This is a genomic window from Candidatus Poriferisodalis sp. (assembly GCF_965215815.1).
Classification (GTDB): domain Bacteria; phylum Actinomycetota; class Acidimicrobiia; order Acidimicrobiales; family Poriferisodalaceae; genus Poriferisodalis.
Map to the genome: position 1 here is coordinate 689,377 of NZ_CBDCEO010000012.1, position 24,967 is coordinate 714,343.

The window sequence follows — 24,967 nt, forward strand, 5'->3', positions numbered from 1 at the left end:
AACCGACAAGACGCATCAATTTGGCGGGCTCCGCCCCCCGAACAGAGGCGCTCGTTGGCCTGTCTGGTCGGGTCTTGAGCCCACGCGGCATCAGGGTCGCCTTGGCGGCGATGGCGATGGTGCTGGTGGGCATGGCGTTCTGGTCGGTGCCGGCGGACGCGGACGAGCCCCCAGAGCCGCTGTGGTCGGCGGACATGACGGTGACCGAGTACAGCAGCGTGTCGGTCGGCGCGGCCACCGCGGATCTGTTCTCCGATGTGGGCGGGAGCGGGGACCTGCAGGTCAGGTGGCTGTGGTCCTATGTAACGGGCCGCGATCTTCGCCTGGCATTCGAGGCCGACGTTCCCGATGCTGCGGACTACACCCTCCAAGTCGGCGATCTGTCGCTGGAGTTCCCGGCGGACAGCTCGGGTGCCAGCAGCTTCAAATGGAACGACGTGGACGTCGACTGGGAAGACGGCCAGGTCATTCGCGTGCGCATTGTTCGCACGGCCGACATCGACGCTCTGCCGGCCAACACACCGGACACAGGTGTCCCCGCCGACAGCGAGACACTGACCAGCACCCCGACACAAGTCCTGGTCGCCAACCTGGGCATAAACGTCGAGACCGGGATAATGCGCACCCTGAACGCCGCCCGATCAGGGTTCGCCCAAGCATTCACGACGGGCACCAACACCGGCGGCTACGCACTGGATGCGGTCGGCATCCAGGTCTCGAGCTTTCCTGACGCGTCGAGCGTGGGAGACCAGCTCCAGGTGACGCTCAACAGCACCGCAACCGACGGCGAGCCCGCCGACGCGCACTGCACCTTGACCGATCCGTCGACCTTCACCGCACCGGGCGTGATCGCCTTCGACGCGCCCACAGGCGAAAGCGCCTGCCCGCAACTGGCGGCCCAGACCACCTACTTCGTTGTCATCGAGTGGGTCAACCCGAACGGAACCGACGCATTCGCACTCATCCCCCAGACCTATCCCACCGAGGAAACAGCCGCCACTGAAGAGGACCCCGGCGGTGCGGACGGCTGGACGATCGCCGACAACGCCTACCACCTCACCGTCAGCTCCGACACACGCACCTGGACCGCCTACGACGAGACAGCCAGCTTCAAAATCAAAGTAACCGGAACAGTCTCACAACAGACCACCGAAACCGAAACCGAGGCTGAGACCGAGGCTGAGACCGAAACCGAGACTGAGACCGAGGCTGAGACCGAGACCGAGACCGAGTCTGAAACCGAGACCGAGTCTGAGACCGAACCGGAACCGGTCCCGTTCACCGTCAGCGTGACCGCCGCCGCCCCGACCACCCACAACGGAACGTCGGAGTTCACCTTCGACCTCGACTTCAGCGAAAACCTCCGCCTGAGCTACAAGACCCTCAAGCTCCAAGCCTTCAACGTCACAGGCGGATCGGTACAGAAAGCGCAACGCACCGACAGGCCCACCAACATCTCCTGGCGCATCACCGTCAAACCCGACTCCACCAGCGACGTGACGATCGAACTCCCGGCAACCACGGACTGCGACGCAACTGGGGCTATCTGCACCGACGACGACAGGAAACTGTCCAACCGTCTGGAGTTCACGGTCAGCGGCCCACACCAATAGACCACCCACAGATCTCGGCACTGCCTCATCCCACCGACCTACGCTCCGAGCCAGTGAGCAACACGGGACTCTTGGGGGACGCAGCCTGCGGCTCTTCGCGATCAACGCCGGCTACCCGCTGATCCCCTACTGCGTGATCGGGGTGCTGCTGGCTCTGTGGCGCTAGCCGACAGCGCCGACGGGCAGTCTCAGTTCCAGGGATTGATGACGTCGATTCCGCAGCCCTCGAAGTCGCTCACGTTCCTCGTTGCAATCGATGCGCTGACCGAGCGGGCAATGGCAGCGATCTGGCAGTCGGCCTGGCTGATTGGGTGGCCGATGGAGCGGCGCGTCGCGGCTATTACTGCGAACGCCTGAGCTGCGTCGCTGTCGAAGGGCAAGACCCTTCCGGCGAACAGCACGCCGAAAGCATGCGCAGCCGCAGTGGTCAGCCCACGCCGCCGCGTTCCTTCGGGCAATATCGCAATGCCCGTGCGGATCTCCGCTTCCGTCACAGCAGTGACGTAGAGGTCATCAGTGAGCCGGCGGTCGATCCATGCCAGTACCTCAGCCTGGGGCTGGGGTCGCATGACCTCGGAAACGACGTTGGTGTCGAGTATGAACACCGTTGCGGTCCTCAATCGAACTGGGGGAGTTCGCGCATCGGCTCCCTGGGCGGGATCTCCAGACGTTCGACGCCGAAGGGTCGGAAGAGCTCATGGATGGCTGTGCCCAAGTTCTCCAGCGGCGCGGCCACTTCGTCCAACGCTGCCTTGAGAATGTCGCGGGCTTCCTGCTCCATGGAGCGTCCGTGCTCTGCTGCGCGAATACGCAGTCGCCGCTTCAGCCCTTCGTCAATATTGCGCACAGTGATGCTGGCCATGAACCCGTCTCCGTGTCTCTTGTATACAGAGTATGCATTGCCAGCATTGCAATCACCACGCCAATAGCGCTGTGACAGTTCTGGGATTGGTGTCGTCGACGAGCGCGCTCTGGCAATGACTGACAACCCCAACGAGTTGTGTTCATTGACGACTCACATAAACGACTAATTGAATAGCCATTTAATGGATAATCCATTAGTCTTTTGTGCATGGAGTACTTGCGACGGCATGCAGATGCACGGTTGACACATCTGCTGTCCATCCATCCCGCTTGTGTGATCGAGGGCATCAGAGGCGTCGGAAAGACCAGCACGGGCGCGCGTGTCGCCGCCTCATTCTGAGGGGATCGTCAAGGGCTGCGGTCACCGCCGATATCGATGCCGTATTCGCAGCCGCCGATCACTTTGAGACTGCAGCGGAGCTCGCGGGCGACCGCCGCCGGCTGGGCGTGCTGCTGGCTCGGCGCTACTCGTCGAACAGCTACTCGCTGGCCTGCGCAGCGAGGTGCCGGAATGCCGAGTATTTCGGCTGATCGATGGCAACCTGATGGGCCACCGAGGTCCGCAGGTACGCGGCGAGCCCGTCAGTGTCGAGCGCCATGGTTCCGTCCCGCAGCCGTTGCACGAGCCGCCAGCGCAGCTCGGTGACCTGCTCGGCAACCTCTGCATCAGACGCAGCCGCAGCGACCGCAACATCAGACGTAGCAGCCGCAGCCCGAGCCCCAGCCGCGGGCACGCCAGCGCCGCCCTCGGTGGGGGAGCCCACCAGTGAGGTCAGCCGGGCCAGTTCGTAGCGATGCAGCTGCGGGCCGATCAGCCGTTCCCGCAGAGCGATGTCGATGGAGTTGCCCGCCACGAGCGCCAAGAAGTTCGTGCGGCCCTCGGTGGCCTGCCGGACCTCCCCATGCAGGAAATCCCGAACGCTCTCGAGGATCTCGTCGACACGGGGCATATCCCCGGCCGCATCGTTCGCCTCCGCGCTCGTCGCAGTGCCTCCAAGAGCTGACGCCTCCGCCGCCCGACGACCGAAATCGGGCTCAAGCAGCCCCAGCGAATGCACCGCAGGCAAGAACTCGACCGGCCCGGGGATGATCAGATGTGCACAGTCCAGCTGGCACTCAGAACTCCGCCGCCCGATGGCCGGCCGCTCGACGGTGGCATCAGACCCCTGGCGGTACCGATCGGCCATCCCCAGGCACCCCACAGCCCACCAGAACGACCCGAACACCTCCCAGTACTGCACCCGTGCCGGATCCACCGGCACCCCGGCCACGTCGGAGTATCCGGCAAACAGGTCCTCGTAGCGCCCGAAGCCGCCAACGGGCAGATGCCGCTGCCCGAAGCGCCACGAGTTCGTGCACATCCAGCCCAGGTCTCGCATCGGGTCGCCGATGTGAGCCGTCTCCCAGTCCAGCACTGCGACGAGCCCAGTTTCGGCGTCCACCATCACATTGCCGTTGCGGAAATCGTTGTGCACCAGCGTCAGCTCGACGGGATCCTGCTCCTCGAGCTGTTCGGCCAGCCAGCGGGCGGCGTAGTCGATCATCGGCTGCGGCGTCGGCAGCTCCCGGCAGCGGTCCCAGGTCTCTTCCAGATACTCGCTGGGCGCCGCACGCCGCAGCACATCGCCCAGACCGGTCGCATCCACATCGATCCCATGAATGCGGGCCATTTCCTGCCCGCACTGAAACGCCAGCTGCGAGCGTGCCTCGTCAAGCTCTGGAGCCCGAGCAATGCGAGCACCCAGCGTGACCCCGTCGAGCCATTCCATGATGAAGCCCGCCCCGATGCCATCGGTCGGTGTCAGCACATACAGCACTTCGGGTTCAGGCACACCCGCCAGACGAGCTGTGCTCATGCACAGAGCCTCGGCCTCGACACCGGTGACGTTGTCGCCCTCGCGGTCCATGCCGTCAGGCCCCCGACGCAGGCAGATGTCAAGAACGCCATCAGGGTCCGAAACACGGCGACACCGAAGCCGATACGACTCCATGCTCGCCCCTCCGCTGAGCCGCTCAGCCGAGACCAGCCCGTCGCAGTCGTCGATCTCGCGCCGCAGAACAGCCTCAAGAGCCCCAGCGAAATCGGGCAGCGCGTGCTGGCGGTCGTCGCTCATGGCTGCGATACCTCTCGACAAGAGCGCATCCCGCGCTGCAGCGACTCAGTCGTCCTTCTGCTGGGAGCCGAAGATCGTCGGCGGGCCCTTGCGTGACCAGTCCGGCGCCCCATGCATCTGCCGGCCATCGATGGTGAGCATCTGGGAAGACTCGCCGCCGCAGAGACGGCCGCCACTCGAGCCCAGCACGCCGTTCGCACCGACGTGGGAGATGGGGTAGGAGCCGATGGCCGAGTACGTCTGCAGAAGCAGCGGTCTGGGCCGCGGCGAATTGTTGGGCATCGAGCCATGCACCATGCAGCAGTTGTGCACGGTTACCGAGCCCGCCGGACCTCCCAGGTACTCCATGGCGTCGAGGTCGAGTCCGGCAGCGTCGTCGTCGCTCATCGCCCCCGCCCAATTGCCATCGGGCGCGTACAGGTCGTACAGCGGCCCCAGATGGCTGCCAGGAAGCACGCCCATCGGCGACATAGCCGGATCGACATCTTCGAGATACACCCCGATCGTCAGCGGCGTGAAATCGGTGTGAGGCCAGAACTGGATGTCCTGGTGCCACTTCACCTCCTCGCCGCCGTCAGACCACTTGAAGTTGAGCTTGGAGTGGTGGTAGCGCACCGGGCCGCCCAGCAGTGCAGAAGCCAGCTGCGCCGGCGGACCTTCGAAGGTGAACCGGGCGTACGTCGGGTGCTGATCCACCGGTGAGTTCAGGCGTCGCAGCCTCGGGGCGGCAGCGGTGTGCGCGGGTTCAAGATCGAACACTTTGCTCGAGGCTGTTTCGGCCCGGCTGGCCTCAACGAACTCCGCCGTGACCGCCCGCAGCTCATCGAGCCACTCAGAACCGACCAAACCAGGCAGACACAAGTAGCCGTTCGCCTGGTAGTCGGCGCGCTGGGCGCCCGAGATGAGTTCGCTTGCTGTCGGGGGTGCGTCTGCGAGCGTCATGACAGAAACCGTACCGGGTACAGCCGCCGAGATTCTGTGTGCAGAATTGCCGTCACAGACGGCAGATTTGCGCAGAGAAGATGCTTCCTGGATTCTTTGTGCAGAATTGCCGCCACAGGCGGCAAAATTGCGCAGAGAAGGCGTGACGCATCGCCGCCTCACACCGTGGTTGTTCCCCTCAGCCATAAGGTGAGGCGATGGCTGCCGATCTGGTGATCTCCGGTGGAAGGCTGGCCGATTCCGCCCTTGGCGGTGAAAGAGTCGATGTCGTCATCGAGAACGGACGCATCTCGGCGGTGGTGCCGGCCGGCGAAGGACCACCAGCCCGGCGGAGGCTGGATGCCTCGGCTGCGTTGGTGATGCCCGGTTTCGTCGACATCCAGGTGCATTTCCGCACTCCTGGAGGGACCGACAGCGAAGACATCGCCTCGGGAGCAGCGGGGGCTGCCATGGGCGGCGTGACCGCGTGCGTGATGATGCCCAACACCACCCCGACCATCGACACGCCCGACATGGTCCGAGAAGTCCTGGCGCTGGCCGCGGGAGTGCCCTGCGACGTCCGCACATCAGCCGCCATCACCACCGGACGTGCCGGTGAGCGGCTCACCGACTTCGCCGCGCTGTACAGCGCAGGCGTGAGGGTGTTCACCGACGACGGCGACTGCGTGGCCGACGACGCTCTCATGGAAGCTGCGCTCGCCGCCACCGTCGGCCTGCCGGGCTCGGTCGTCAGCCAGCACGCCGAAGACCCGGACATGGTGGCCGGGGGAGTCATCAACGACGGTGCGGTCGCTCAACGACTGGGCCTCGCCGGCCGCCCGGCGGCAGCCGAGGAGAGCATCGTGCGACGTGATCTGGCGCTGGCTGCCACGACCGGCGGCCGCTACCACGTCTTGCACCTGTCCACCTCCGCTGCGATGGCACGGGTCTCGGTTGCGAAGCGAAGCGGAATCAATGCGACCGCTGAGGTGACACCCCAGCATCTCGTCCTCACCGAGGACGACATCGAGCGCCTTGGCACGACCGGCAAGATGAACCCCCCGCTGCGCCTGCGCAGCGACGTGGAGGCCCTGCGTCTCGGCATCTGCGACGGCACGCTCGACGCGGTTGCCACCGATCACGCGCCGCACCACCCATCGCTCAAGGACACGTCGCTGCTCGATGCCGCCCCTGGCATGACCGGCGTCGAGACGATGGCGTCGGTGATCTGGACGGAACTCGTGGCGACGGGGGCCATGTCGCCCACCCGCTTCGTCGAAGTGGTTTCGGTTGCGCCAGCACGAATCGCTGGCATCGCCGAGCACGGTCACCGGGTAGAAGCCGGGTTGCCCGCCAACCTCGCAGTATTCGACCCTGCCCAGCGCTGGACGGTCCACGCCGACGAACTGCAGTCACGCAGCCGCAACACGCCATGGGCGGGCCGCGAGCTCACCGGCAAGGTGCGTCACACCGTGCTGGCCGGCCACCCCGTCGTCGCCGACGGCGAACTCTGCAGCTGAGCCTCGGAGCCCACCTCGACGGCTAGGCCCGGCGACTCAACCGTGCCTCACGCAGCTACCAGGCCCCCGCCTCACGCCACCGCTCCAGGTCGTCCCATTCGACACCGGCTTCAAGCAGCACTTCCTCGGTGTGCTGGCCAAGCTCAGCCACCATGTTGCTGAACCGCGTCGGCGTGTCGCTCATCGTGATCGGGCAGCCCACCCAGGTCTGCTCGCCCCATTCGTCATGGTCGAGCTTGCCCAGGTAGCCGTTGGCGTACGGCTGGTCACTGGCCACTACGTCGGAATGCGAACGCACCGGGCAGAACCGCTGCTCCTCGGCCTCGAGCCGCTTCGACCATTCCTCGGTGGACCGTGTCTGGAACACCTCGATGAAGAACGCCCGCATCTCCGCGGCCACTTCCCGGCTGACGAAGTAGGCGTTGAAGGTCGGATGGTCCACCATGTCGGGACGCTCGATGGCCCTGCACATGCCCGGCCACAGGTGCTCCGGGCAGCCCGCCATAGCGATGTAGCCGTCGGAGGTCGGGAAGATGCCGTACAGCGCATGCACCAGGGGATGCCCGCCGTTCGAACGGCCTGCCTCGTTGCCAGTCAGCAGCAGATGGGTGTACTCGACTGCTTGGAGCCAGATCTGCCCACCCAGCAGGCTGACGTCGACTCGCTGGCCCCGGCCCGTGCGCTCCCGGGCGTACAGAGCCGCAATAACGCCGGTCTGGAGGTTCTGCGAGCCGCAATGGTCGGCCACAAGCGAGCCATAGGTCGACAGCGGGCCGCCGTCATAGCCGCTGGACGCAATCACACCCCCGGAGGCCTGACCTGCAATGTCGGCGCCCTCGCGCAAGGCGTCGGGCCCGATTGGGCCCAAGAAACTGCCCGCCGCCCAGATGATCCCGGGATTCACCTCAGAGAGCTCCTCGTAGCTCAGGCCCCACTCGTCGAGCGTGCCCGGCTTGAAGTTCGACAGCACCACGTCGGCGTTCTCCACCAGCCGCAGGAAGGCCTCCCGACCCGCCTCGACGCGCAGATCCAGCGTCACCGAACGCTTGCCCCGGTTACAGGCGATGTAGACCGAGGTGTGGCCGAAGTCCTCCAGCATGTCCACGTGGCGGCCTACGTCGCCGATGCCCGGCAGCTCAATCTTGATCACCTCGGCACCGAGGTCGTGCAGCATCTCGGCGGCTTGGGGACCCTGCACCAGCGTTGACAGGTCCAGAACGCGAATTCCGTCGAGTGCACCAGGCATGTTTCCCCTTGAGTCCGTGGATTGCCGATGATGGTAGTGGCGCTTCGGCGACCGCTTGCCAGCGTCCTGGCGGCAGCCCCGACGCCTGCAGCGCCTGCAACCTGGGTGGTGCCAGCGAGACGGGCTGCGAGAATGGGAGACCGTGACCGGAACCGCCGCCGCCGCAGCCCCCGAGCTCGACGAGGCCTCTGCCCGGACACTGCGGTTCTCGATCCTGGTCTCGGCGATTCGCTGCACGCTGACCTATGTGCTCCTGCCATTCGTGGCGCCGTTCATCGGGCTGGCACCCGGCGTCGGACCTGCGGTGGGCATACCCATCGCGCTCGTCGCACTGTGGGCGAACGTTGCCTGCATCAAGCGGCACTGGCACTCAGATCACCGCTGGAAGTGGCCGGTCAGCGTGCTCAACGTCGGAATCATCGTGCTGCTGGTGATCCTGCTGATTCTTGATGTGGGACAGCTGCTGTAGCACGCCACAGCCCGGTACCGATGGCGGCGTCTGGGAGAAATCTCAAGTTAGGTTCGCCGGATGCACGTGCTGATCACTGGGGCCGCAGGGATGCTTGGCCGCAAGTTGACCAAGCGACTGGTGGACGTCGGCGCATTTCACCTCCTATGGCACGCAGAAGATGGTCGCCGAAGCACTCCTCGCCGACTACAGCCGCCGTGGCTTCTTCGATGGCATCGGCATACGGCTTCCCACCATCAGCGTTCGCCCCGGTCCCCCCAATGCCGCTGCATCCGGCTTCTTCAGCGGCATCATCCGTGAACCGTTGGCTGGAACACCGGCCGTGCTGCCCGTTTCCAGGGAGGTACGCCACAGCCACGCCAGTCCTCGTACGGCAATCGAGTACATGCTCCATGCTGCCGAACTCGACAGCGCGGCTTTGGGAGCACGCCGCAACCTCACCATGCCTGGGGTCTCGGTAACAGTCGGCGAACAGATCGAAGCCCTCACTCGCGTCGCTGGGCCCGAAGCGGAAGCTCTGATCGCCGAATCACCCGACCCGACCATCGCAGAGATCGTCTCCGGGTGGCCCGAGCGATTCGACACTCGGCGGGCTCTGGACCTGGGCTTCGTACCCGACCAGAGCTACGACGACATCATTCGCGCCTACATCGAAGACGACTTCGCCTCGCGCTGAGCACGGGTGTCACCGCGCAGGGTCGCGCGTTTGGCACACTGGCTAGACATGTGGGTACATGTCCCGGCGGCCGCTGCGGCGGCGCTGTGATGGCAAGCCCCGTCCCAGCGGTAGCGCCGATGCACATTCTCTTCGCCGACAACATCGATACCGGACGCCTTGGCCGGCTCGAAGCCTCAGGTCACGTGTGCCTCGTCAAGCCCGAGTTGACGGCCGACGACCTTGCCGAGCACATCGACGGCATCGAGGTCCTGGTCGTACGCAGCACCGAGGTGAAACGCAAGGTATTCAAGGCCGCCGATCGGCTCGCCATGGTGCTGCGCGCCGGCGCCGGAACCGACTCCATCGACTGCGACGGTGCCAGCAAGTACGGCGTGTACGTCTGCAACGTGCCGGGACGCAACGCCGTGGCCGTTGCAGAGCTGACAATGGGCTTGCTGCTGGCCGTCGACCGCCAGATCCCCGACGCCACCTCGGACCTGCACGAAGGTCGCTGGAACAAGTCCCAGTACATGGGCGCCACAGGTCTGAAGGGTCGGCGAATGGCGGTCGTGGGCATGGGCGCCATCGGCATCGAGGTAACCCGCCGAGCCGCTGCGTTCGGCATCGAGGTGGCGGCGTTGTATCGCTCGGACCGTTCGGCCGAGTTGCTTGCCGAGATGAAACGGCTCGAGATCGAGGTCGTTCCCGACTGGGACAGCCTGCTGGCCGGGGCCGACATCGTCTCGCTGCACCTGCCTGCCAACCCCGAGACGTGCGGCCTCGTCGATGCAGAGTTCCTGGCGAAGATGCCCGACGGTGCGATCCTGCTCAACACGTCCCGCGGCGAGATCGTGGACGAGGGGGCGTTGCTGCGGGCACTCGACGAGCGAGGCATGCGGGCAGGGCTCGATGTCTTCCAGGGCGAGCCTCCTGGTGCCGAGCCGAATTGGCGCTCGCCGCTGGCCTCGCATCGGGGCGTGACCGGCACGCATCACATCGGAGCCTCAACGACTCAAGCCTCTGACGGCATTGCCGACGGTGTCGTGGAGGTGCTCGAGGCATTCTCGACCGGCGAAGTGCTGAACTGCGTGAATCGTGCCGAGCGGCCCCTGGGACGCAGCACCATCGTGGTGCGACACCGAGATCAGGTCGGCGTGCTAGCGGGCATTTTGATGACGCTGCGAGCGAGCGGTATCAACGTGTTGCAGATGCACAACGAGATCCTGACCGGACCGAAGCACCATGCAGCCGTGGCGACGATCCGTGTATCACGCCGTCCCTCCCAAAAGGTGCTGGCTGAGCTCGACGGAATGGAAGCCGTCTACGGAGTCCGCCTCATCAAACCCTGCTGAGACAACCTGCCAGCGGTCTTCCGTAGCCTGATCCGATGCGCGCCCGGTCACCGCAGAGCTCGATGGTGCCGGTGCTCGTGGCTGGGAGCATCGTCACCGCTGTCACACTGGGCGTGCGGGCCACGATGGGCCTGTTCGGCCCTGAGATCGACACAGGTCTCGGCGTGGGAATTGACACCTTCGCGTTGACGATTGCAGCCCAGAATCTCGTGTGGGGACTTGCACAGCCGTTCGCCGGCGCGATCGCCGATCGCTTCGGGGCAGTTCGGGTGCTGATGGCGGGCGCAGTCACCTACGGCGCCGGACTGCTCGTCATGGGATCAGCCTCGGGTCCCATGGGCTTGTATCTGGGAGGCGGGCTGATTGTCGGTCTGGGCATGTCGGCGGCGTCATTCGCCGTCGTGCTCGCAGCGATGAGCAAGCTCATCGAGCCCAGTCGTCGCTCCATGGCACTGGGCATCGCCACGGCATTCGGCTCGTTCGGGCACTTCGTGCTCGTTCCAGTGACCGGGGTGCTGATCCGGGCTTTTGGATGGCGTACGACGTTGACCGTTCTCGCCGTGATCGCCGCATCGATCGTCCTGATGGTCCGGCCGCTGCGCACCGGGACGCTCCTGAGCGACGATCCGGCCACAGACACCAGCGGCACAGCACCATTGCGCGGCGTCGTCGCAACCGCAGCGCGACACCGCGACTACTTGCTGATCAACTGCACCTTCTTCGTGTGCGGCTTCCATGTGACCTTCATCGCGGTGCACTTGCCCAAGTCGCTCGTAGACGCCGGACATTCCACCGCAATCGCTACGTGGTCGCTGTCCCTCATCGGGTTGTTCAACATCGTCGGCGCATTCGTGGCGGGCTACTTGGGTTCACGCATCGACAAGAGCCGCCTGCTCACCGTGATTTACGCGACACGGGCCGTCGCCTTTGCCGCTGTGGTCGTCCTGCCAGCCGCACCCGAGGTGGCGCTGGGATTCGGTGCCCTGATGGGAATCGTGTGGCTGGCCAGCGTGCCGCTGACATCGGGCATCGTGCTCGGGCAGTTCGGAGCACGCTATGCCGGAACCCTGTTCGGCCTCGTCTTCCTCAGCCACCAGCTCGGCGCATTCGCCGGCGCCTACGGCGGCGGGCTTGCCCGCAAGCTCACCGGCTCATATGACCTGTGGTGGTGGATTGCTGCGGCGCTCGGCATCGCCGCGGCCCTCATTCACTTCAAGATCTCCGAGCGACCTGTGGCGAATGAGCCCGCCGATGCTGCCCCGACGGGTTCGCATCCCGGCGCCCAACCGGTTGTCCCCGCAGAAACGGTCTAACGAAGGCGGTCTAGCGGAGGCGTTCCAGAGCGGCGTCTCGCCAGGCGATCGTGGACTCGATGGCGTTGAACGTGAAGACATGCAGGCCAGCGATGTTGAGCCGATCGGCCTCCGCAGCGAGCTTGTTGAGCAATGCGCTGGGGTCGTAGCCGCCTGGTCGCATGAGCCGCGCGACAGCACCTCGGTTCTTCCGCAGGTAACGCAGAGAGGCTCCGATGCCCAAGCGAGTGCCGATGCGCAGCAGACGCGCTGGTTCGACTGCGCCAGGGATGCCGAGGTGGACCGGCAGCACAAGACCGCTTTGGCGCTCAGCGGCCAGCCAGTCGGTGATCGAGCGCCCGTGGAAGCACATCTGCGTGGACGCGTGCCCTTCGATGCCCGCACTTGACAGGATTGCCTGCTTTGCGTGGAGCGCGTCATGGAGCACATCGTCCGCGATGAGCGCATGCCCTTCGGGGTACGCAGTCACACCGATGTGGGTCAGTGAATGATCGGCATCGACCAGTGCCTCGAGCAGTGCGACGGCGCTGTCGAACGGGCCGGCGGGCGAGGTCACATCGCCGCCGACAAGGAAGATCTCATTGAGACCCAAGGACGCCACGCGCCCCAACAGCTCTTCGAGATGCCCCCGGCCGCGGACCATGCGGGCGGCGATGTGGGGGACTGGACGATGCCCGAGCGTGCACAACTGCGCTGTCAGGTCCAGCGTGTCCTCGAGCGTCTTGGCCGCTGAGGCCGTCACCGACAGCGGAGAATTCGCAGGCAAGTGCCCGAGCTGCTCAGCGAGGTTGTTGAGCGGGATCAGCTCCCACTGGGCCTCGCTGAGAAGCCGGTGCAGCGCATCCTTGGTGCTTGTTGACATCGGAGCCGCGAGCCGCGAGGACCGCGCACGTGCAGCCGCAGGCATCCATCTCGCAGCAGCGCGACAGGCGCGCAAAGGGGTGAACATCAAGGCCATTCGGGCCGCTCCTGATCAGCTCAGGCCGACGATCTCACCGTCGGCATCGATGTCGATGTGGCGGGCGGCAGGGTCACTGCCGAGGCCCGGCATGGTGCGCATGTCGCCGCAGATCGGGTACACGAAGCCAGCACCCACCGATGCACGCACCTCGCGCACCGGCAGCGTCCAGCCCGTCGGCGCGCCTTTCAGCGACGCATCCGACGAGATCGACAGGTGAGTCTTCGCGATGCACACGGGCAGGTTGCCAAAGCCGTTTCGCTCGTAGCTGTCGAGCTCGCGGTTCGCCCGGGCGGTGTAGCTCACGTCGTCGGCGCCGTACACGTTGGTGGCGACGGCACTGATCTTGTCCCGCAGCGGAATGTCGTCGGGATAGAGCACGGCGAAGTTCGTCGGCTCCTCTGCGGCCTCGGCCACTGCGGTGGCGAGCTCGGCTGCCCCTGCTCCGCCATTCGCAAAGTGGGTGCACCGGGCCGAACGGGCGCCGTATTCGGAAGCGATCTCGGCGATGGCGTCCAGATCGACCTCGTGATCGCCGGGGAATTCGTTGATGGCCACCACCGGCGACACCCCGTGAATCCGCACATTGGAGAGCTGCTTGCGCAGGTTGTCGCCGCCGGCGTGGACTTCGTCGGGGTTGGCCTCGAGCAAGGCCGGGGGCAGGGGCCGGCCCGCAACGATGCGGTGGTTGCCCGAGTGCGCCTTGAGGCCCCTCACGGTTGCGACGATGACGGCCGCGTCGGGGGAGACGCCCGAATAGCGGCACTTGATGTTGAAGAAGCGCTCGGCGCCCATGTCGGCGCCGAATCCGGCCTCGGTCAGCAGGAAGTCGGACGTATGGATGCCGATGCGGTCGGCCACGATCGAGGAATTGCCGGTGGCGATATTGCCGAAGGGCCCCGTGTGCACCAGCGCCGGGGAACCTTCCAAGGTCTGCATCAGGTTCGGCTTGATGGCCTCGCGCAGCAGCACCGCCATCGAGCCGGCTGCGCCGATGTCCTCTGCGGTCACCGGTTCGCCCGAGCGGGTGTAGCCCAACACGATGCGGCCGAGCCGGGCCCGCAAGTCCTCCATCGAGGTGCACAACGCCAGGGTCGCCATCACCTCGGAGGCAGCAGTGATGTCGAATCCGGACTCGCGGGGGATGCCGTCTAGGCGCCCGCCGAGCCCGATCGTGATGTTGCGCAACGCCCGGTCGTTGACGTCGAGCACCCGTCGCCAGGTGATGTTGTGAAGATCAAGACCCGTTTCGTTGCCGTGGTACAGGTGCGCGTCCAGCATGGCGGCGCAGAGATTGTGGGCGGCGGTTACGGCGTGCATATCGCCGGTGAGGTGCAGGTTGAACAGGTCCATCGGGACCACCTGGCTGTAGCCGCCGCCGGCTGCACCTCCCTTGATGCCGAAGGTGGGGCCCATCGACGGCTGCCGGATGGCAATCGTGGCAGTGCGGCCGATATGGGCGAAAGCCTGCCCGAGACCCACAGTTGTCGTGGTCTTGCCCTCGCCAAGAGGCGTCGGCGTGATGGCAGTGACCACCACGTAACGCCCTCGAGGCCGCTCGGCCATTGCTTCGGCGGCCTCCAGCTTGACCTTGGCGACGCCCGTGCCGTACAGCTCGAGGTACTCCGGCGGAATGCCCGCCTCGTCTGCAATCTCGGTGAGCGGTCGGATTGTCGCCACTGAGGCGATCTCCAGGTCGCTCGGAAATTCACTGGCTGCTGCCATGGCGCGCACCCCCTGTGCCGTGCTGACGGATACGGCCACTCGGCCGCTTCACGTTCCCTCAGTGTCGCTCATCAGCGCGTTCCTGAGTTACCTTTCCGCGCTAGTCTGTTCCACTGAGCGGAACTGTTCCATCATACAGAACAGCAGTGGCCCGATCGGTCACTTTGGCATGTCGTACTCTGGCGGCGCCCAGGGCCAAATTTCGGTTGCATGCTTGTCTTTCGAGGGGGTTGGCATGAGCGAGTTTCCCGAGCGGGCCGACTGTGTCGTCATTGGCGCAGGAATCGTCGGCAACTGCCTGGTCGGCCATCTCAGCGACCTCGGCTGGACCGACATCGTGCTGCTCGACAAGGGTCCGCTGCCCAATCCGGGGGGCTCGACAGGGCATGCATCGAACTTCATCTTCCCCATCGACCACTCGAAAGAAATCGTCGACCTCACCGTCGAGAGCCAGCGGCAATACGAGGCGCTCGGCCTGCAGAACACTTGCGGAGGACTCGAGGTGGCCCGCTCGCCGGAACGCCTCGAAGAATTCCGCCGACGCATGACCTCTGCCAAGTGCTGGGGGATCGAGTCCAAGCTGCTTACCGTCGACGAGGTCGTCGAGATGGTGCCCTTCATCGATCCGAGCGTCATTCTGGGCGGCTTCTACACGCCCAGCGTGTCCGCGGTGGATTCCCTGGAGACGGGCACGCAGATGCGCAAGCGTGCCCAGGATGCCGGGCACCTGTCGGTGCATGCGAACACCGAGGTGCTCGACATCGAGACCGCCCCGGGGCCCAACGGTCCGCGGATAGCGGCCGTCGTGACCGACAAGGGGCGCATCGAGTGCTCCACGGTTGCGATCGCCTGCGGCGTGTGGAGCCCGAAGCTCGCAGAGATGGCGGGGGCGACGATTCCATTGACGCCAGCCGTGCACCAGATGGTCGACGTCGGCCCCTTCGATGTCTTGGTGGAAACCAATCAAGAGCTGGCCTACCCGATCGTGCGGGACATGGACACGTTCTGCTACGAGCGGCAGTCCGCTGGCTCGATGGAGGTGGGCAGCTACGCCCATCGACCGATCCTGCACCGCGTCGAGGACATCCCTTCGAACGAGGAAGCGGCCCTCAGCCCGACGGAGCTGCCATTCACACCCGATGATTTCGACGAGCAGTTCGAACAGGCCATCGAGCTGATGGAGTTCCTGGGCGACGGCGAGATCAAGTACGCCATCAACGGCTTGCTGTCACTCACACCCGACGCAGGCCCACTGCTCGGACCCACCGTCGAAGTAGAGAACCTGTGGTCGGTCGCAGCCGTGTGGGTGAAGGAAGGCCCCGGCGTCGGCCGGCTGATAGCCGAATGGATGACCTACGGCTATCCACGCCTCACCGACCCGCATGGCTCCGACGTGACGCGCTTCTACCCCCAGGACCGCAACGTCATCCACATCGAGACTCGGGCGGATGAGCACTTCAACAAGACCTACGGGATCGTGCACCCCCGCGAACAGTGGGCGAGCCGTCGCAATGTCACCTGCGGGCCCGCGAAACCGCGCACCGACGAGCTGGGCGCCTTCTACTTCGAGGCCGGCGGCTGGGAGCGGCCGCACTGGTACGAGTCGAATGCCGATCTCGTCGAGCACTACGGCATCAGGGCCCGCACTCACGAGTGGGATGCTCGCTGGTGGAGCCCCATCACCGATGCCGAGCACCTGCACCTGCGCGAGCACTGCGGTCTGGTGGACATCTCGCCGTTCCAAGTGTTCGAGGTGTCGGGTCCCGGCGTCGTGCCCTACATCGAGAGGATGGTCGTCAACAAGTGCGACCTGCCCGTCGGGCGCTCGATCTACACCCCTGTGCTCACCCAGGACGGCGGCTTCCGTTCGGATCTCACCATCGTGCGCCTCGCGCAGGACCGGTTCCGCATCGCCACCGGTGCGTTCGACGGCGGCCGTGACGAGTACTGGTTCCGCCACAACCTGCCTGAGGGCGGCGTGGCCTTCGAGAACCGCACCGAGGCGCTTGCCACCTATGGCGTGTGGGGTCCCAACGCCGTCGCGTTGTTGGCGACCCTGACCGAGACAGACCTGTCCCAGGCGGCGTTCGGTTACGGGCAGGTGCGCAACGCGCTGCTGGCCGGGATCCCGGCGCAGATGTTCCGCATCTCTTATGTCGGTGACGCCGGCTTCGAGATCTACTGCGCCACCAGTGCCGGTCTCGCTTTGTGGGATGCCATTGCCGAGGCCGGGCGAGACTTCAACCTGCGACCTGTCGGAGCTGGTGTGTACGGCACCACCGGACGACTCGAGAAGGGCTACCGGCTCATGGGCGCCGAGCTCGACAGCGACTACAACCCGGTGGAGGCGGGCCTGGCACGCCCCCGCGTGAAGGCTGCCGACTTCATCGGCAAGGAGGCGTACCTTGCAGCCCGTGAGGCACCGCCCGTCGCCCAGCTCGCGATGCTGCGCTTCGAGAGCCTGCGCTGCGCCGAGGGCTACGACCGCTTCCCGATGGGAGCCGGCAACGAGCCGGTCCTGACGCCGGCGGGGGAGCGGATCACCGACTCCCACGGCAGGGTGAGCCGTTTGACGACAGCGGGCAACGCGCCGTCGCTGGGCGCCTACCTGGCGACGGCCTACCTGCCCACCGAGCTGGCGACGGTGGGCACCGAGCTCTCGGTGATGTACCAGAACGAGCTGTATCCGGTGACGGTGGCGGCCACCGGATCGAACCTCGCACTGTTCGATCCCGATGACAGTCGAATGAAGGCCTGAAAGGCACGCCAGTGCGCATCCTGGTCTGCGTGAAGCGAGTGCCCGCGGTCGGCTCGCGCATCAACGTGAGCGGAGACGGCCAGCAGGTCGACACCGCGCACTTGGGTTTCACCACCAGCCCGCATGAGGAATGCGCAGTGGAGGCAGCCGCCCAGATTGTCGAGCGGATCGACGGCGACGACCATGCCGTGGTGGTGCTCACCCTGGGCCCCGAAGAATCGATCGAGCAGCTGCGCTATGCAGCCAGCGTCGGGGGCACCGAGCTGGCGTTGGTGGCGGCCCCCGGCGGACTCGACTGGGATCCCCAGCGCACAGCGGTCGCGATCACCGACGCAGTACGGGACCTCGAGGCCGCCGACGGGCAATTCGATCTGATCCTGTTCGGCAACGAGTCTGCCGACGGCGGGAACTTCCAGGTCGGCATCCGGGTGGCGCACGCACTCGGACGCCCGATCGTGAACGGCATCAAGGGCATCGACGTCGCGGAGAACGGCTTTGTGGCTCGCCGCGAGACCGACGCCGGCTATGAGGTGTACGAGCTGGACGCTCCCTGCGCCCTGGGCGTCAAGGAGGGCATCAACCTGCCCCGCTACCCGACGATGAAGGGCCGGCTGGCGTCACGCAAGGCGCAGATCCAGGTGCTCGAGGGCGCGCCGGACGCCCCAGCGGGAGGGCAGGCCCGGGTGCGGCTGCACCGGCCGCCCGAGCGTGCCAGCACCACGGTTGTTTTTGGCGACAGTGCCACAGCTGCTCCTGCCGTCGTGGACCTGCTGGACGAGCTGGGGGTGCTGTGAGCGGCGTCGCTGTGCTCATCGACCACGACCGTGGTGTGCCCTCCGGCGGTGCTCTCGAAGCCCTCACCGCTGCCCGGGCATTGGCCGCCGATCTCGGCGTAGCCACCGAGGCAGTCGTGTTGGGCGACGTGGCGTTGTTCGAGTCCCACGGGGCCGAGCTCACCGCTGCCTGTGCGGCTTACGGCGCAACGACGGTGCACTGCGGACGCCACGAGCTGCTGGCCGACTACGGGCCCGATGCCTGGGGCGCTGCGCTGGCCTCGTTCCTCGACGCCTCACAGCCCGCCGCGGTGGTCGCGGCGGGCACCGATCGAGGAGCCGAGGCGATGGCCCAGCTGGCGGCCCGAACCGACCTGCCGCTCGTGGCCAACTGCGTAAGCGTGTCAGCCGAGCGCGAATCGTGGCAGATCACCCGGATCCAGTGGGGCGGATCGCTGCTCGAGGACGTGACGCTGGACACGACTCTGCCGTTGTTGACCTACGCCCAGCACGCCATCGAAGCCGAGCCGGCAGCCGGCAGCGCCGTCGATGCCGACATTGTCGACTTCGAGCCCGAGTTGGGTGCCGAGGCGCGGCGCACCTTGGTTCGCGACCGGGTCACCCTGACCGAGGGCATCACGCTGTCGACCGCGGCGGTCGTGGTGTCTGGCGGCCGCGGCGTCGGCTCCGCGGAGGGATTCGGGCCGCTCGAAGAGCTTGCCGAGCTGCTCGGCGGCCGCGTCGGCTGTTCTCGTGCTGTCACGAACAACGGCTGGCGAAATCACGCCGATCAGGTGGGCCAGACCGGCACCCGTATTGCTCCGGAGATCTACATCGCGTGCGGCATCTCGGGCGCCATCCAGCATTGGGTGGGTGCCATGGGATCGAAGAACATCCTCGCCATCAACATCGACCCCGAAGCCAACATGGTCACCAAGGCGGGCTACGCCGTCATCGCCGATCTGCATGAAGTCGTGCCGGCAATCTCCGACGAGATCCGGCGCCGCCGCGACCGCCCCAGCTAGCCCGGCTTCACGTCGACAGGGGTACCCGGCCGGCGAGGTGGTCGGCCAGGTTCGATGCCGCCGCGATCAGCATGAGGCCGATGTCGTGGGTGCGGTTCGGATCGGGGAACCGGTAGGCGGGGCCATGCACGTGCAGCGCCGCCACCACTGTGCCTTCTTCATTCAGAACCGGCGCCGCCGCCGAGTTGATGCCGACGGCAAACTCCTCGTACACCCAGACATAGCCCGCGCTGGCGATCTGTGCCAGCCGGGTCCACAACGCGTCTGGGTCGACCATGCTGTTCGCGGTCGTCGCTTCGAGGCCGTCTGCGAAGTACTCCTCCAGGGACTCGGGACTGAGATGGGCCAGGTAGACCAGTCCCGAGGGCACCAGGTGCAGTGGGCAGTACTCACCGATCCACGAGCGCACCTGCACTTCGGACTCGGGTTGGACCTGGTCGAGGTAGTAGACCGTCCGGTCCGCACGGACGCTCACTCCCGCCGTCTCGCCGACCTGGTTGACCAGGCTGTGCAGGTGTGGGCGAGCCGCAGCCAGCAGACCTCGGTCGTCACCAGCTGCACCGATGATGTCGATGAGCCCTTGCCCGATCCGATAGTCGCCGCCGGTGTCGTCCTGGGCGACCGCACCGACGGCTTCAAGCGATGTCAGCAGCCGCGCCACCGTGCTTTTGGGCAGTCCGACGTGATCTGCGACATCGGTGACGCCCTGCGGCCCGACGGCCAGCGCGCGCAGCACCGCAAACGCACGAGAGATGGACTGCACCTTCACCACCGTACTGCGCGTGCGACACGGACCCGTCTCCTGACTATCAATTTGTGCCGTATTGTGGAACTGTTCTGCTCTGTGGAACACATTGGGGCACAAATGACGGACGGTGCCGTGTCCGCGTCCTGCTATCGGGGCGGAGCGCGCGACGGGGTCATCCATTGGGGGGAAGGCTGATGCCACAGCGGATCAACTCACGATTGAAGAACCGCAACCGAGCGTTGCCCCGGCTCGACACGCCGCTGATTCGCGACGGCGGCGTCCTGCGGCCTGTGAGCTGGAACGACGCACTTGACCGTGCCGCGACGGGCTTGACGGCGGCCACTCAGCAGCACGGTGCCGGTGGCGTCGGCATGTTCTCATGCTCGAAGAGCACCAACGAAATGAACTATGCAGCCCAGAAGTTCATGCGAACGGTGCTGCGCTCCAACAACATCGACTCCTGTAATCGCACCTGACACGCGCCTTCTGTCGTCGGTCTGGCGACGGTGTTCGGTCTTGGGGGCGGGACGAGTTCCTACCAAGAGATCCACGAGACCGATGTAATCCTGCTGTGGGGATCGAACGCTCGCGAGGCGCACCCGATCTTCTTCCACCATCTGTTGCGAGGCGTCGACAACGGAGCCGCTATGTATGCGGTGGACCCGCGCCGCACCTCCTCGGCCGAGTTTGCAGACGTGTGGCTAGGTCTCGACGTGGGTACCGATATCGCTCTGGCGAACACCGTGGCCCGCGAGATCATCGCCCAGGGCCTGCACAACCGGTCCTTCATCGACCATGCGACCACGGGCTTCGATGCCTTCGCGGCATCGGTCGAACCGTTCACGCTTGATGAGGGAGAGCGACTGACTGGCGTGCCAGCCGAGGCCATCGCAGAGATGGCCCACGCTTATGCCACTGCCGGCCGGGCCCAGATCCTGTGGACGCTGGGCATCACCGAACATCACACTGCCGTCGAGAACGTGCTGTCGCTGTGCAACCTGGCCCTGCTTACCGGTCATGTCGGACGTCGCGGCTCGGGCCTCGTGCCCCTGCGAGGCCAGAACAACGTTCAGGGCGGCGGTGACATGGGCGCGTTGCCAGACCGCCTGCCCGGGTTCCAGCCGCTCGCCGATCCTCAGGCCCGGGCGAAGTTCGAGAAGACGTGGGACTGCGAGCTGAACCCTGTGCCTGGCAAGCATCTCACTTTGATGTTCGAAGCCATGGAAGAGGGTGAGCTTCGAGCCCTGTACGTCATCGGGGAGAACCCAGCCGACTCTGAAGCCAACGTGGCACACGCCCGCAAGCTACTCGAGGGGCTCGATCTGCTCATCGTGCAGGACATCTCGCTGACACGTACCGCGCGCATGGCCGACGTGGTCCTGCCTGCGGCAGCGGGCTGGTCATCCAGCGAGGGGACGGTGACGTCCTCAGAACGCCGTGTCCAGCGCGTGCGAGCTGCTGTGCCGCCCCAAGGTGATGCACGCGACGACGTGCGGATCATCAGCGACTTGGCCTTGCGCATGGGTGCGCAGTGGCCCACCACCTCACCAGAAGGACTCTGGGACGAACTGCGGTCGCTGTCACCGCTGCACGGAGGCATGAGCTGGGAGCGGCTCGCCGAAAACGGCGGCCTGCGGTGGCCGTGTCCCGACGAGGACCATCCGGGCACGGAGTTCCTCCACGAGTGGCTCTGGGAGCCAGATCTGGGAGGTCACGCTTCTGCGCCGTTCTCGGTCGTCACACATCGCCCGCCCGCCGAGGTATTGAGCGAGCAGTTCCCGCTGCGCCTGACCACCGGTCGGGTCCTCGACTCGTACAACACGGGCGCACAGTCAGCCGGTTATTCCTCGCCGATCCGATCCGGCGACGCGATCGAAGTGAGTCCCGCCGACGCGGCAGATCTCGGGATTGCCGAAGGCGAAGCGGTCCGGGTGAGCTCGCCCCGCGGTTCGGTGAACATGGAGGTGCACGTCACCGATCGCCTGCCCACCGGCTTGGTGTTCACGACATTCCATTTCCCGGATCTGGTCGATTCGAATCTGCTCACCAACGACGTCTGGGACGCGCGCAGCGGGACAGCTGAATTCAAGGCCGCAGCGGTACGCATCGACCCGCTGAGATCCGGCTCGGACGCCGTAGGCGGCGCATTGAGCCCAGCCGCCGTAGCCGACACATCAAGCCCAGTTGCCGTGGCAGGTGGCGCTGGTGGCTGACCTGTTCTTCTCCGATGCGGAGCCCACCGCATCGGAACGACGAGCGGTAATGGCCGCGCTCAGCGTCACCGACGCCGGCGATGGAGCCGTCGTGTTCGATCATCCCCGTCTTGTACGGGGAGGCACTCGCCGCCGAAAGCAGATGCGGCACCTGTTGCTGCCCGCCCTGCATGCCCTTCAGCGAGAGGCCGGGTGGATCTCGCCGGGCGGTCTGAACTTTGTGGGTCGCACGCTGGGTGTGCCGCCGGCTGAGGCCTACGGGGTGGCCACGTTCTACGAGATGTTCCGCACCGACTCCCCGGCTCACGAGCTCAGCGTGCGCCACGTCTGCGTCGACCCGATCTGCGCGCTCGCTGGCGCGGCACCGTTGGCAGAGCATCTCCGCTCTCAGGGCCACGCGGTGCACGAAGGGCCGTGCCTTGGGCAATGCGAACGCGCTCCGGCGGTGTTCATCCAGGGTCGCCGTGAACCCGATCGAGTGCCGGCTGACGACGGCGGACCTGACTCGCTGCTGGTGAGCCTCACCGCTTCAACCCCTGAGGCCCCGAGCCTCCTGCGACAACTGGTGGGACGCCATCGGGACCCAGATGAGTTCACCTCGATGGAGGCGTATCAGGACCGAGGCGGGGGCGCAGCGCTCGACACCGCGCTGCGCCTCGGACCTGACGAGGTGATCTCACAGGTCAGCGCCTCGCGGCTGTCCGGCCGGGGCGGAGCCGCGTTTCCTACCGGCATCAAGTGGCGGGCGGTGGCCGACGGGGACGGCCCCAAGCACGTCGTGGCAAATATCGACGAGTCCGAGCCCGGTACGTTCAAAGATCGCTTGCTGTGCGAGCTGGACCCCTTGGCGATCGTGGAATCCATCACGGTCGCCGGTCTGGTCGTGGGTGCAGAGCAGGGCTGGATCTACATCCGTGGTGAGTACCCGTTGGCCACACAGCGTCTGCGGCACGCCATCGCGCAGGCTCGGGCCGCGGGCTGGCTGGGCGACGATGCGGCGGGGTCGGGCCAGCGCTTCGACATCGAATTGCGCCGAGGTGCAGGTGCCTACATCTGCGGCGAAGAGACCGCGCTGTTCAACTCCGTCGAGGGATTCCGGGGGGAGCCCCGCAACAAGCCGCCGTTCCCCACCACGCATGGGCTATTCGGCCGTCCCACGGTCGTGAACAACCCTGAGACGCTGCTCAACGTGAACGAGATCCTGCGAATCGGCCCCGAGGCCTATTGCAGTGTGGGAACCGAGGGTTCGCCGGGGACGAAGCTGTTCTGCCTGTCCGGTCACGTCGGCAGACCAGGGCTCTATGAAGCTCCCTTCGGGATGACCCTGGGCGAATTGCTGACGCTGGCCGGTGGCGTGCAGGGCACGCTGGCGACAGTCCTGCTGGGAGGCGCTGCGGGCAGCTTCGTCGGACCCGACGCCACCGATCTGCCGCTCTCGCTGGAGGACACGCGTGCGGCGGGCACGACGCTCGGCTCAGGCCCGGTGATGGTGTTCAACGACACCGCCGACATGGGCGCTGTGATCGAGCGACTGGCCAAGTTCTTCCGGGACGAGTCGTGCGGGCAGTGCGTGCCGTGCCGCGTGGGCACCGTCCGTCAGCACGAGCTGGTGACACAGATCCGCGTGGCTGGCGCGTCGACGGACCCTCAGCGCGAGCTGCTGGGGGACATTGCCGTCGCCATGGGCGATGCGTCCATCTGCGGACTCGGCCACACGGCGTCTTCAGCGGTGCTGTCGGCCATGCGACTCGGTCTGCTAGGAAGCGATCGAGCATGAACGCAGCCGGTGAGAACTCTGCTGAGACGCCTGTCACGCTGAGCATCGACGGGCGCGAGGTGACGGTGCCCGCGGGCGAGACGATTCTGGCCGCCTGCACGCAAGCCGGAGTGGAAACGCCCACCATTTGCTGGGCCCCCAATCTGACCCCGGTCAACGTGTGCCGCATCTGCGTCGTAGAACTCGAGGGATCGCGCACATTGGTTCCCGCTTGCTCTCGACCCGTCGAAGACGGCATGGCGATCAGCACGGACTCCGATCGCGTGCGTCATAGCAGGCGCATGGTGCTGGAATTCCTGGGCACTGCAAACGACCTCAGTCAGGCCCCCGAGATCAACGACTGGTCGCTGCACTACGGCGCCGACACGAGTCGGTACAGCTCGGCGCCCCGAGACGACGCCCCCTCGGCGCCCGCCCGTGTCGACGATCCCGTCCGTATCCAGGACGACCTGTACATCCGTGCATACGACCGTTGCGTGCTGTGTTACAAGTGCGTCGAAGCATGCGGCGATGACGCTCAGCACACCTTCGCCATTGCCGTGGCCGGGCGTGGCTTCGACGCCCGCATCCGCACCGAGTACGACGTCGAATTGCCCGAGAGTGCGTGTGTCTATTGCGGTAATTGCGTCGCGGTGTGCCCGACCGGGGCTCTGCAATTTCGCAGCGAGTTCGACCTGCGCGCTGTGGGGGAGTGGCGCCCCGACGACCAGTCCGTCACCCGGACCGTGTGCTCGTACTGCGGCGTGGGATGCAATCTCGAACTGCATGTACAAGACAAGCAGATCGTGAAGGTGATGTCGCCCGCAGATCACTCGGTGACGAGCGGTCACCTGTGCATCAAGGGTCGATTCGGCTGGCAGTACGTTCACGCGCCGGCCTTCGAGCCACCGACGACTGACGCAGCGGAGCACTAGCCGCAG

Annotated in this window: 19 protein-coding genes and 1 pseudogene; 12 read left to right on the forward strand and 8 right to left on the reverse strand. The window is 65.9% G+C overall.

The genetic code is table 11. The features are described from left to right. The first annotated feature begins 74 nt into the window (after window positions 1–74). Entirely contained in the window at window positions 75–1,613 is a 1,539-nt protein-coding gene (locus ACOOHB_RS05030) for a hypothetical protein (protein WP_420443713.1), read from the forward strand. 188 nt (window positions 1,614–1,801) lie between these two features. On the opposite strand, the gene ACOOHB_RS05035 is transcribed toward ACOOHB_RS05030, so the two are convergent. From ACOOHB_RS05035 to ACOOHB_RS05050, 4 genes are all read right to left on the reverse strand, one after another. Further along, window positions 1,802–2,218, reverse strand: a complete 417-nt coding sequence (locus ACOOHB_RS05035; RefSeq protein WP_420443714.1) for a type II toxin-antitoxin system VapC family toxin — start codon at window positions 2,216–2,218, stop codon at window positions 1,802–1,804. Window positions 2,219–2,229: 11 nt separating this feature from the next. Continuing rightward, window positions 2,230–2,475, reverse strand: coding sequence for a FitA-like ribbon-helix-helix domain-containing protein (locus ACOOHB_RS05040; protein WP_420443715.1), 246 nt, complete (start codon window positions 2,473–2,475; stop codon window positions 2,230–2,232). 481 nt (window positions 2,476–2,956) lie between these two features. Continuing rightward, a complete protein-coding gene (locus ACOOHB_RS05045; RefSeq protein WP_420443716.1) occupies window positions 2,957–4,591 on the reverse strand; it encodes a phosphotransferase family protein in 1,635 nt (544 codons plus the stop codon). A gap of 45 nt (window positions 4,592–4,636) precedes the next feature. Then, window positions 4,637–5,533, reverse strand: coding sequence for a phytanoyl-CoA dioxygenase family protein (locus tag ACOOHB_RS05050; protein ID WP_420443717.1), 897 nt, complete (start codon window positions 5,531–5,533; stop codon window positions 4,637–4,639). A 197-nt stretch (window positions 5,534–5,730) separates the two neighbouring features. Between ACOOHB_RS05050 and ACOOHB_RS05055 the strand changes: the two genes are divergently transcribed. Then, window positions 5,731–7,032 (forward strand): dihydroorotase, encoded by a 1,302-nt coding sequence (locus ACOOHB_RS05055; protein WP_420443718.1) that lies wholly within the window; start codon window positions 5,731–5,733, stop codon window positions 7,030–7,032. A 55-nt stretch (window positions 7,033–7,087) separates the two neighbouring features. Here ACOOHB_RS05055 and ACOOHB_RS05060 read toward each other — a convergent pair whose 3' ends face one another. Beyond that, window positions 7,088–8,278 carry a CaiB/BaiF CoA transferase family protein gene (locus ACOOHB_RS05060; RefSeq protein WP_420443719.1) on the reverse strand — a complete coding sequence of 397 codons (1,191 nt, stop codon included), beginning with the start codon at window positions 8,276–8,278 and terminating at the stop codon, window positions 7,088–7,090. A 142-nt stretch (window positions 8,279–8,420) separates the two neighbouring features. Between ACOOHB_RS05060 and ACOOHB_RS05065 the strand changes: the two genes are divergently transcribed. The 4 genes and pseudogenes from ACOOHB_RS05065 (at window position 8,421) to ACOOHB_RS05080 (ending at window position 12,070) form a co-directional block, all read left to right on the forward strand. Beyond that, complete coding sequence (locus ACOOHB_RS05065; RefSeq protein ID WP_420443720.1) at window positions 8,421–8,747, forward strand: hypothetical protein; 327 nt, start codon at window positions 8,421–8,423, stop codon at window positions 8,745–8,747. A 139-nt stretch (window positions 8,748–8,886) separates the two neighbouring features. Next, window positions 8,887–9,423: pseudogene (locus ACOOHB_RS05070) on the forward strand (NAD-dependent epimerase); the annotation flags it as partial. An 89-nt stretch (window positions 9,424–9,512) separates the two neighbouring features. Then, window positions 9,513–10,757 carry an NAD(P)-dependent oxidoreductase gene (locus ACOOHB_RS05075; protein ID WP_420443721.1) on the forward strand — a complete coding sequence of 415 codons (1,245 nt, stop codon included), beginning with the start codon at window positions 9,513–9,515 and terminating at the stop codon, window positions 10,755–10,757. A gap of 35 nt (window positions 10,758–10,792) precedes the next feature. After that, window positions 10,793–12,070 carry an MFS transporter gene (locus ACOOHB_RS05080; RefSeq protein ID WP_420443722.1) on the forward strand — a complete coding sequence of 426 codons (1,278 nt, stop codon included), beginning with the start codon at window positions 10,793–10,795 and terminating at the stop codon, window positions 12,068–12,070. A gap of 10 nt (window positions 12,071–12,080) precedes the next feature. Here the strand turns inward: ACOOHB_RS05080 and ACOOHB_RS05085 are convergent, their stop codons facing one another. Continuing rightward, a complete protein-coding gene (locus ACOOHB_RS05085) occupies window positions 12,081–12,932 on the reverse strand; it encodes a methylenetetrahydrofolate reductase (protein ID WP_420443723.1) in 852 nt (283 codons plus the stop codon). 111 nt (window positions 12,933–13,043) lie between these two features. Continuing rightward, a complete protein-coding gene (locus tag ACOOHB_RS05090) occupies window positions 13,044–14,753 on the reverse strand; it encodes a formate--tetrahydrofolate ligase (protein WP_420443724.1) in 1,710 nt (569 codons plus the stop codon). A 235-nt stretch (window positions 14,754–14,988) separates the two neighbouring features. Here ACOOHB_RS05090 and ACOOHB_RS05095 point away from each other — a divergent pair, with 235 nt between their 5' ends. From ACOOHB_RS05095 to ACOOHB_RS05105, 3 genes are read left to right on the forward strand one after another with little or no spacing between them, the layout of a single operon-like run. Beyond that, the gene (locus ACOOHB_RS05095) at window positions 14,989–17,511 is read left to right on the forward strand and encodes an FAD-dependent oxidoreductase (protein ID WP_420443725.1); all 2,523 of its coding nucleotides are present in this window, start codon (window positions 14,989–14,991) and stop codon (window positions 17,509–17,511) included. 29 nt (window positions 17,512–17,540) lie between these two features. Beyond that, the gene (locus ACOOHB_RS05100; RefSeq protein WP_420443726.1) at window positions 17,541–18,305 is read left to right on the forward strand and encodes an electron transfer flavoprotein subunit beta/FixA family protein; all 765 of its coding nucleotides are present in this window, start codon (window positions 17,541–17,543) and stop codon (window positions 18,303–18,305) included. Continuing rightward, entirely contained in the window at window positions 18,302–19,309 is a 1,008-nt protein-coding gene (locus tag ACOOHB_RS05105; RefSeq protein ID WP_420443727.1) for an electron transfer flavoprotein subunit alpha/FixB family protein, read from the forward strand. The genes ACOOHB_RS05100 and ACOOHB_RS05105 overlap by 4 nt, the downstream gene beginning before the upstream one ends. A gap of 7 nt (window positions 19,310–19,316) precedes the next feature. On the opposite strand, the gene ACOOHB_RS05110 is transcribed toward ACOOHB_RS05105, so the two are convergent. Then, entirely contained in the window at window positions 19,317–20,072 is a 756-nt protein-coding gene (locus ACOOHB_RS05110; RefSeq protein ID WP_420443728.1) for an IclR family transcriptional regulator, read from the reverse strand. Between the two features lie 179 nt (window positions 20,073–20,251). Here ACOOHB_RS05110 and ACOOHB_RS05115 point away from each other — a divergent pair, with 179 nt between their 5' ends. The 3 genes from ACOOHB_RS05115 to ACOOHB_RS05125 are packed head-to-tail and all read left to right on the forward strand — an operon-like array spanning window position 20,252 to window position 24,961. Next, on the forward strand, window positions 20,252–22,270 hold the full coding sequence (locus ACOOHB_RS05115; RefSeq protein WP_420443729.1) for a molybdopterin oxidoreductase family protein: 2,019 nt from the start codon (window positions 20,252–20,254) through the stop codon (window positions 22,268–22,270). A 49-nt stretch (window positions 22,271–22,319) separates the two neighbouring features. Continuing rightward, window positions 22,320–24,047 (forward strand): NAD(P)H-dependent oxidoreductase subunit E, encoded by a 1,728-nt coding sequence (locus ACOOHB_RS05120; protein WP_420444664.1) that lies wholly within the window; start codon window positions 22,320–22,322, stop codon window positions 24,045–24,047. Beyond that, complete coding sequence (locus tag ACOOHB_RS05125; protein WP_420443730.1) at window positions 24,044–24,961, forward strand: 2Fe-2S iron-sulfur cluster-binding protein; 918 nt, start codon at window positions 24,044–24,046, stop codon at window positions 24,959–24,961. Before ACOOHB_RS05120 ends, ACOOHB_RS05125 begins: the two co-directional genes overlap by 4 nt. Window positions 24,962–24,967 lie beyond the last annotated feature (6 nt).

Coding starts and splice junctions, on each gene's coding strand:
- ACOOHB_RS05040 (WP_420443715.1), bottom strand. CDS start 2,475: ATGGCCAGCATCACTGTGCGCAATATTGACGAAGGGCTGAAGCGGCGA.
- ACOOHB_RS05045 (WP_420443716.1), bottom strand. CDS start 4,591: ATGAGCGACGACCGCCAGCACGCGCTGCCCGATTTCGCTGGGGCTCTT.
- ACOOHB_RS05050 (WP_420443717.1), bottom strand. CDS start 5,533: ATGACGCTCGCAGACGCACCCCCGACAGCAAGCGAACTCATCTCGGGC.
- ACOOHB_RS05055 (WP_420443718.1), top strand. CDS start 5,731: ATGGCTGCCGATCTGGTGATCTCCGGTGGAAGGCTGGCCGATTCCGCC.
- ACOOHB_RS05060 (WP_420443719.1), bottom strand. CDS start 8,278: ATGCCTGGTGCACTCGACGGAATTCGCGTTCTGGACCTGTCAACGCTG.
- ACOOHB_RS05075 (WP_420443721.1), top strand. CDS start 9,513: ATGGCAAGCCCCGTCCCAGCGGTAGCGCCGATGCACATTCTCTTCGCC.
- ACOOHB_RS05080 (WP_420443722.1), top strand. CDS start 10,793: ATGCGCGCCCGGTCACCGCAGAGCTCGATGGTGCCGGTGCTCGTGGCT.
- ACOOHB_RS05085 (WP_420443723.1), bottom strand. CDS start 12,932: ATGTCAACAAGCACCAAGGATGCGCTGCACCGGCTTCTCAGCGAGGCC.
- ACOOHB_RS05090 (WP_420443724.1), bottom strand. CDS start 14,753: ATGGCAGCAGCCAGTGAATTTCCGAGCGACCTGGAGATCGCCTCAGTG.
- ACOOHB_RS05095 (WP_420443725.1), top strand. CDS start 14,989: ATGAGCGAGTTTCCCGAGCGGGCCGACTGTGTCGTCATTGGCGCAGGA.
- ACOOHB_RS05120 (WP_420444664.1), top strand. CDS start 22,320: ATGGCCGCGCTCAGCGTCACCGACGCCGGCGATGGAGCCGTCGTGTTC.
- ACOOHB_RS05125 (WP_420443730.1), top strand. CDS start 24,044: ATGAACGCAGCCGGTGAGAACTCTGCTGAGACGCCTGTCACGCTGAGC.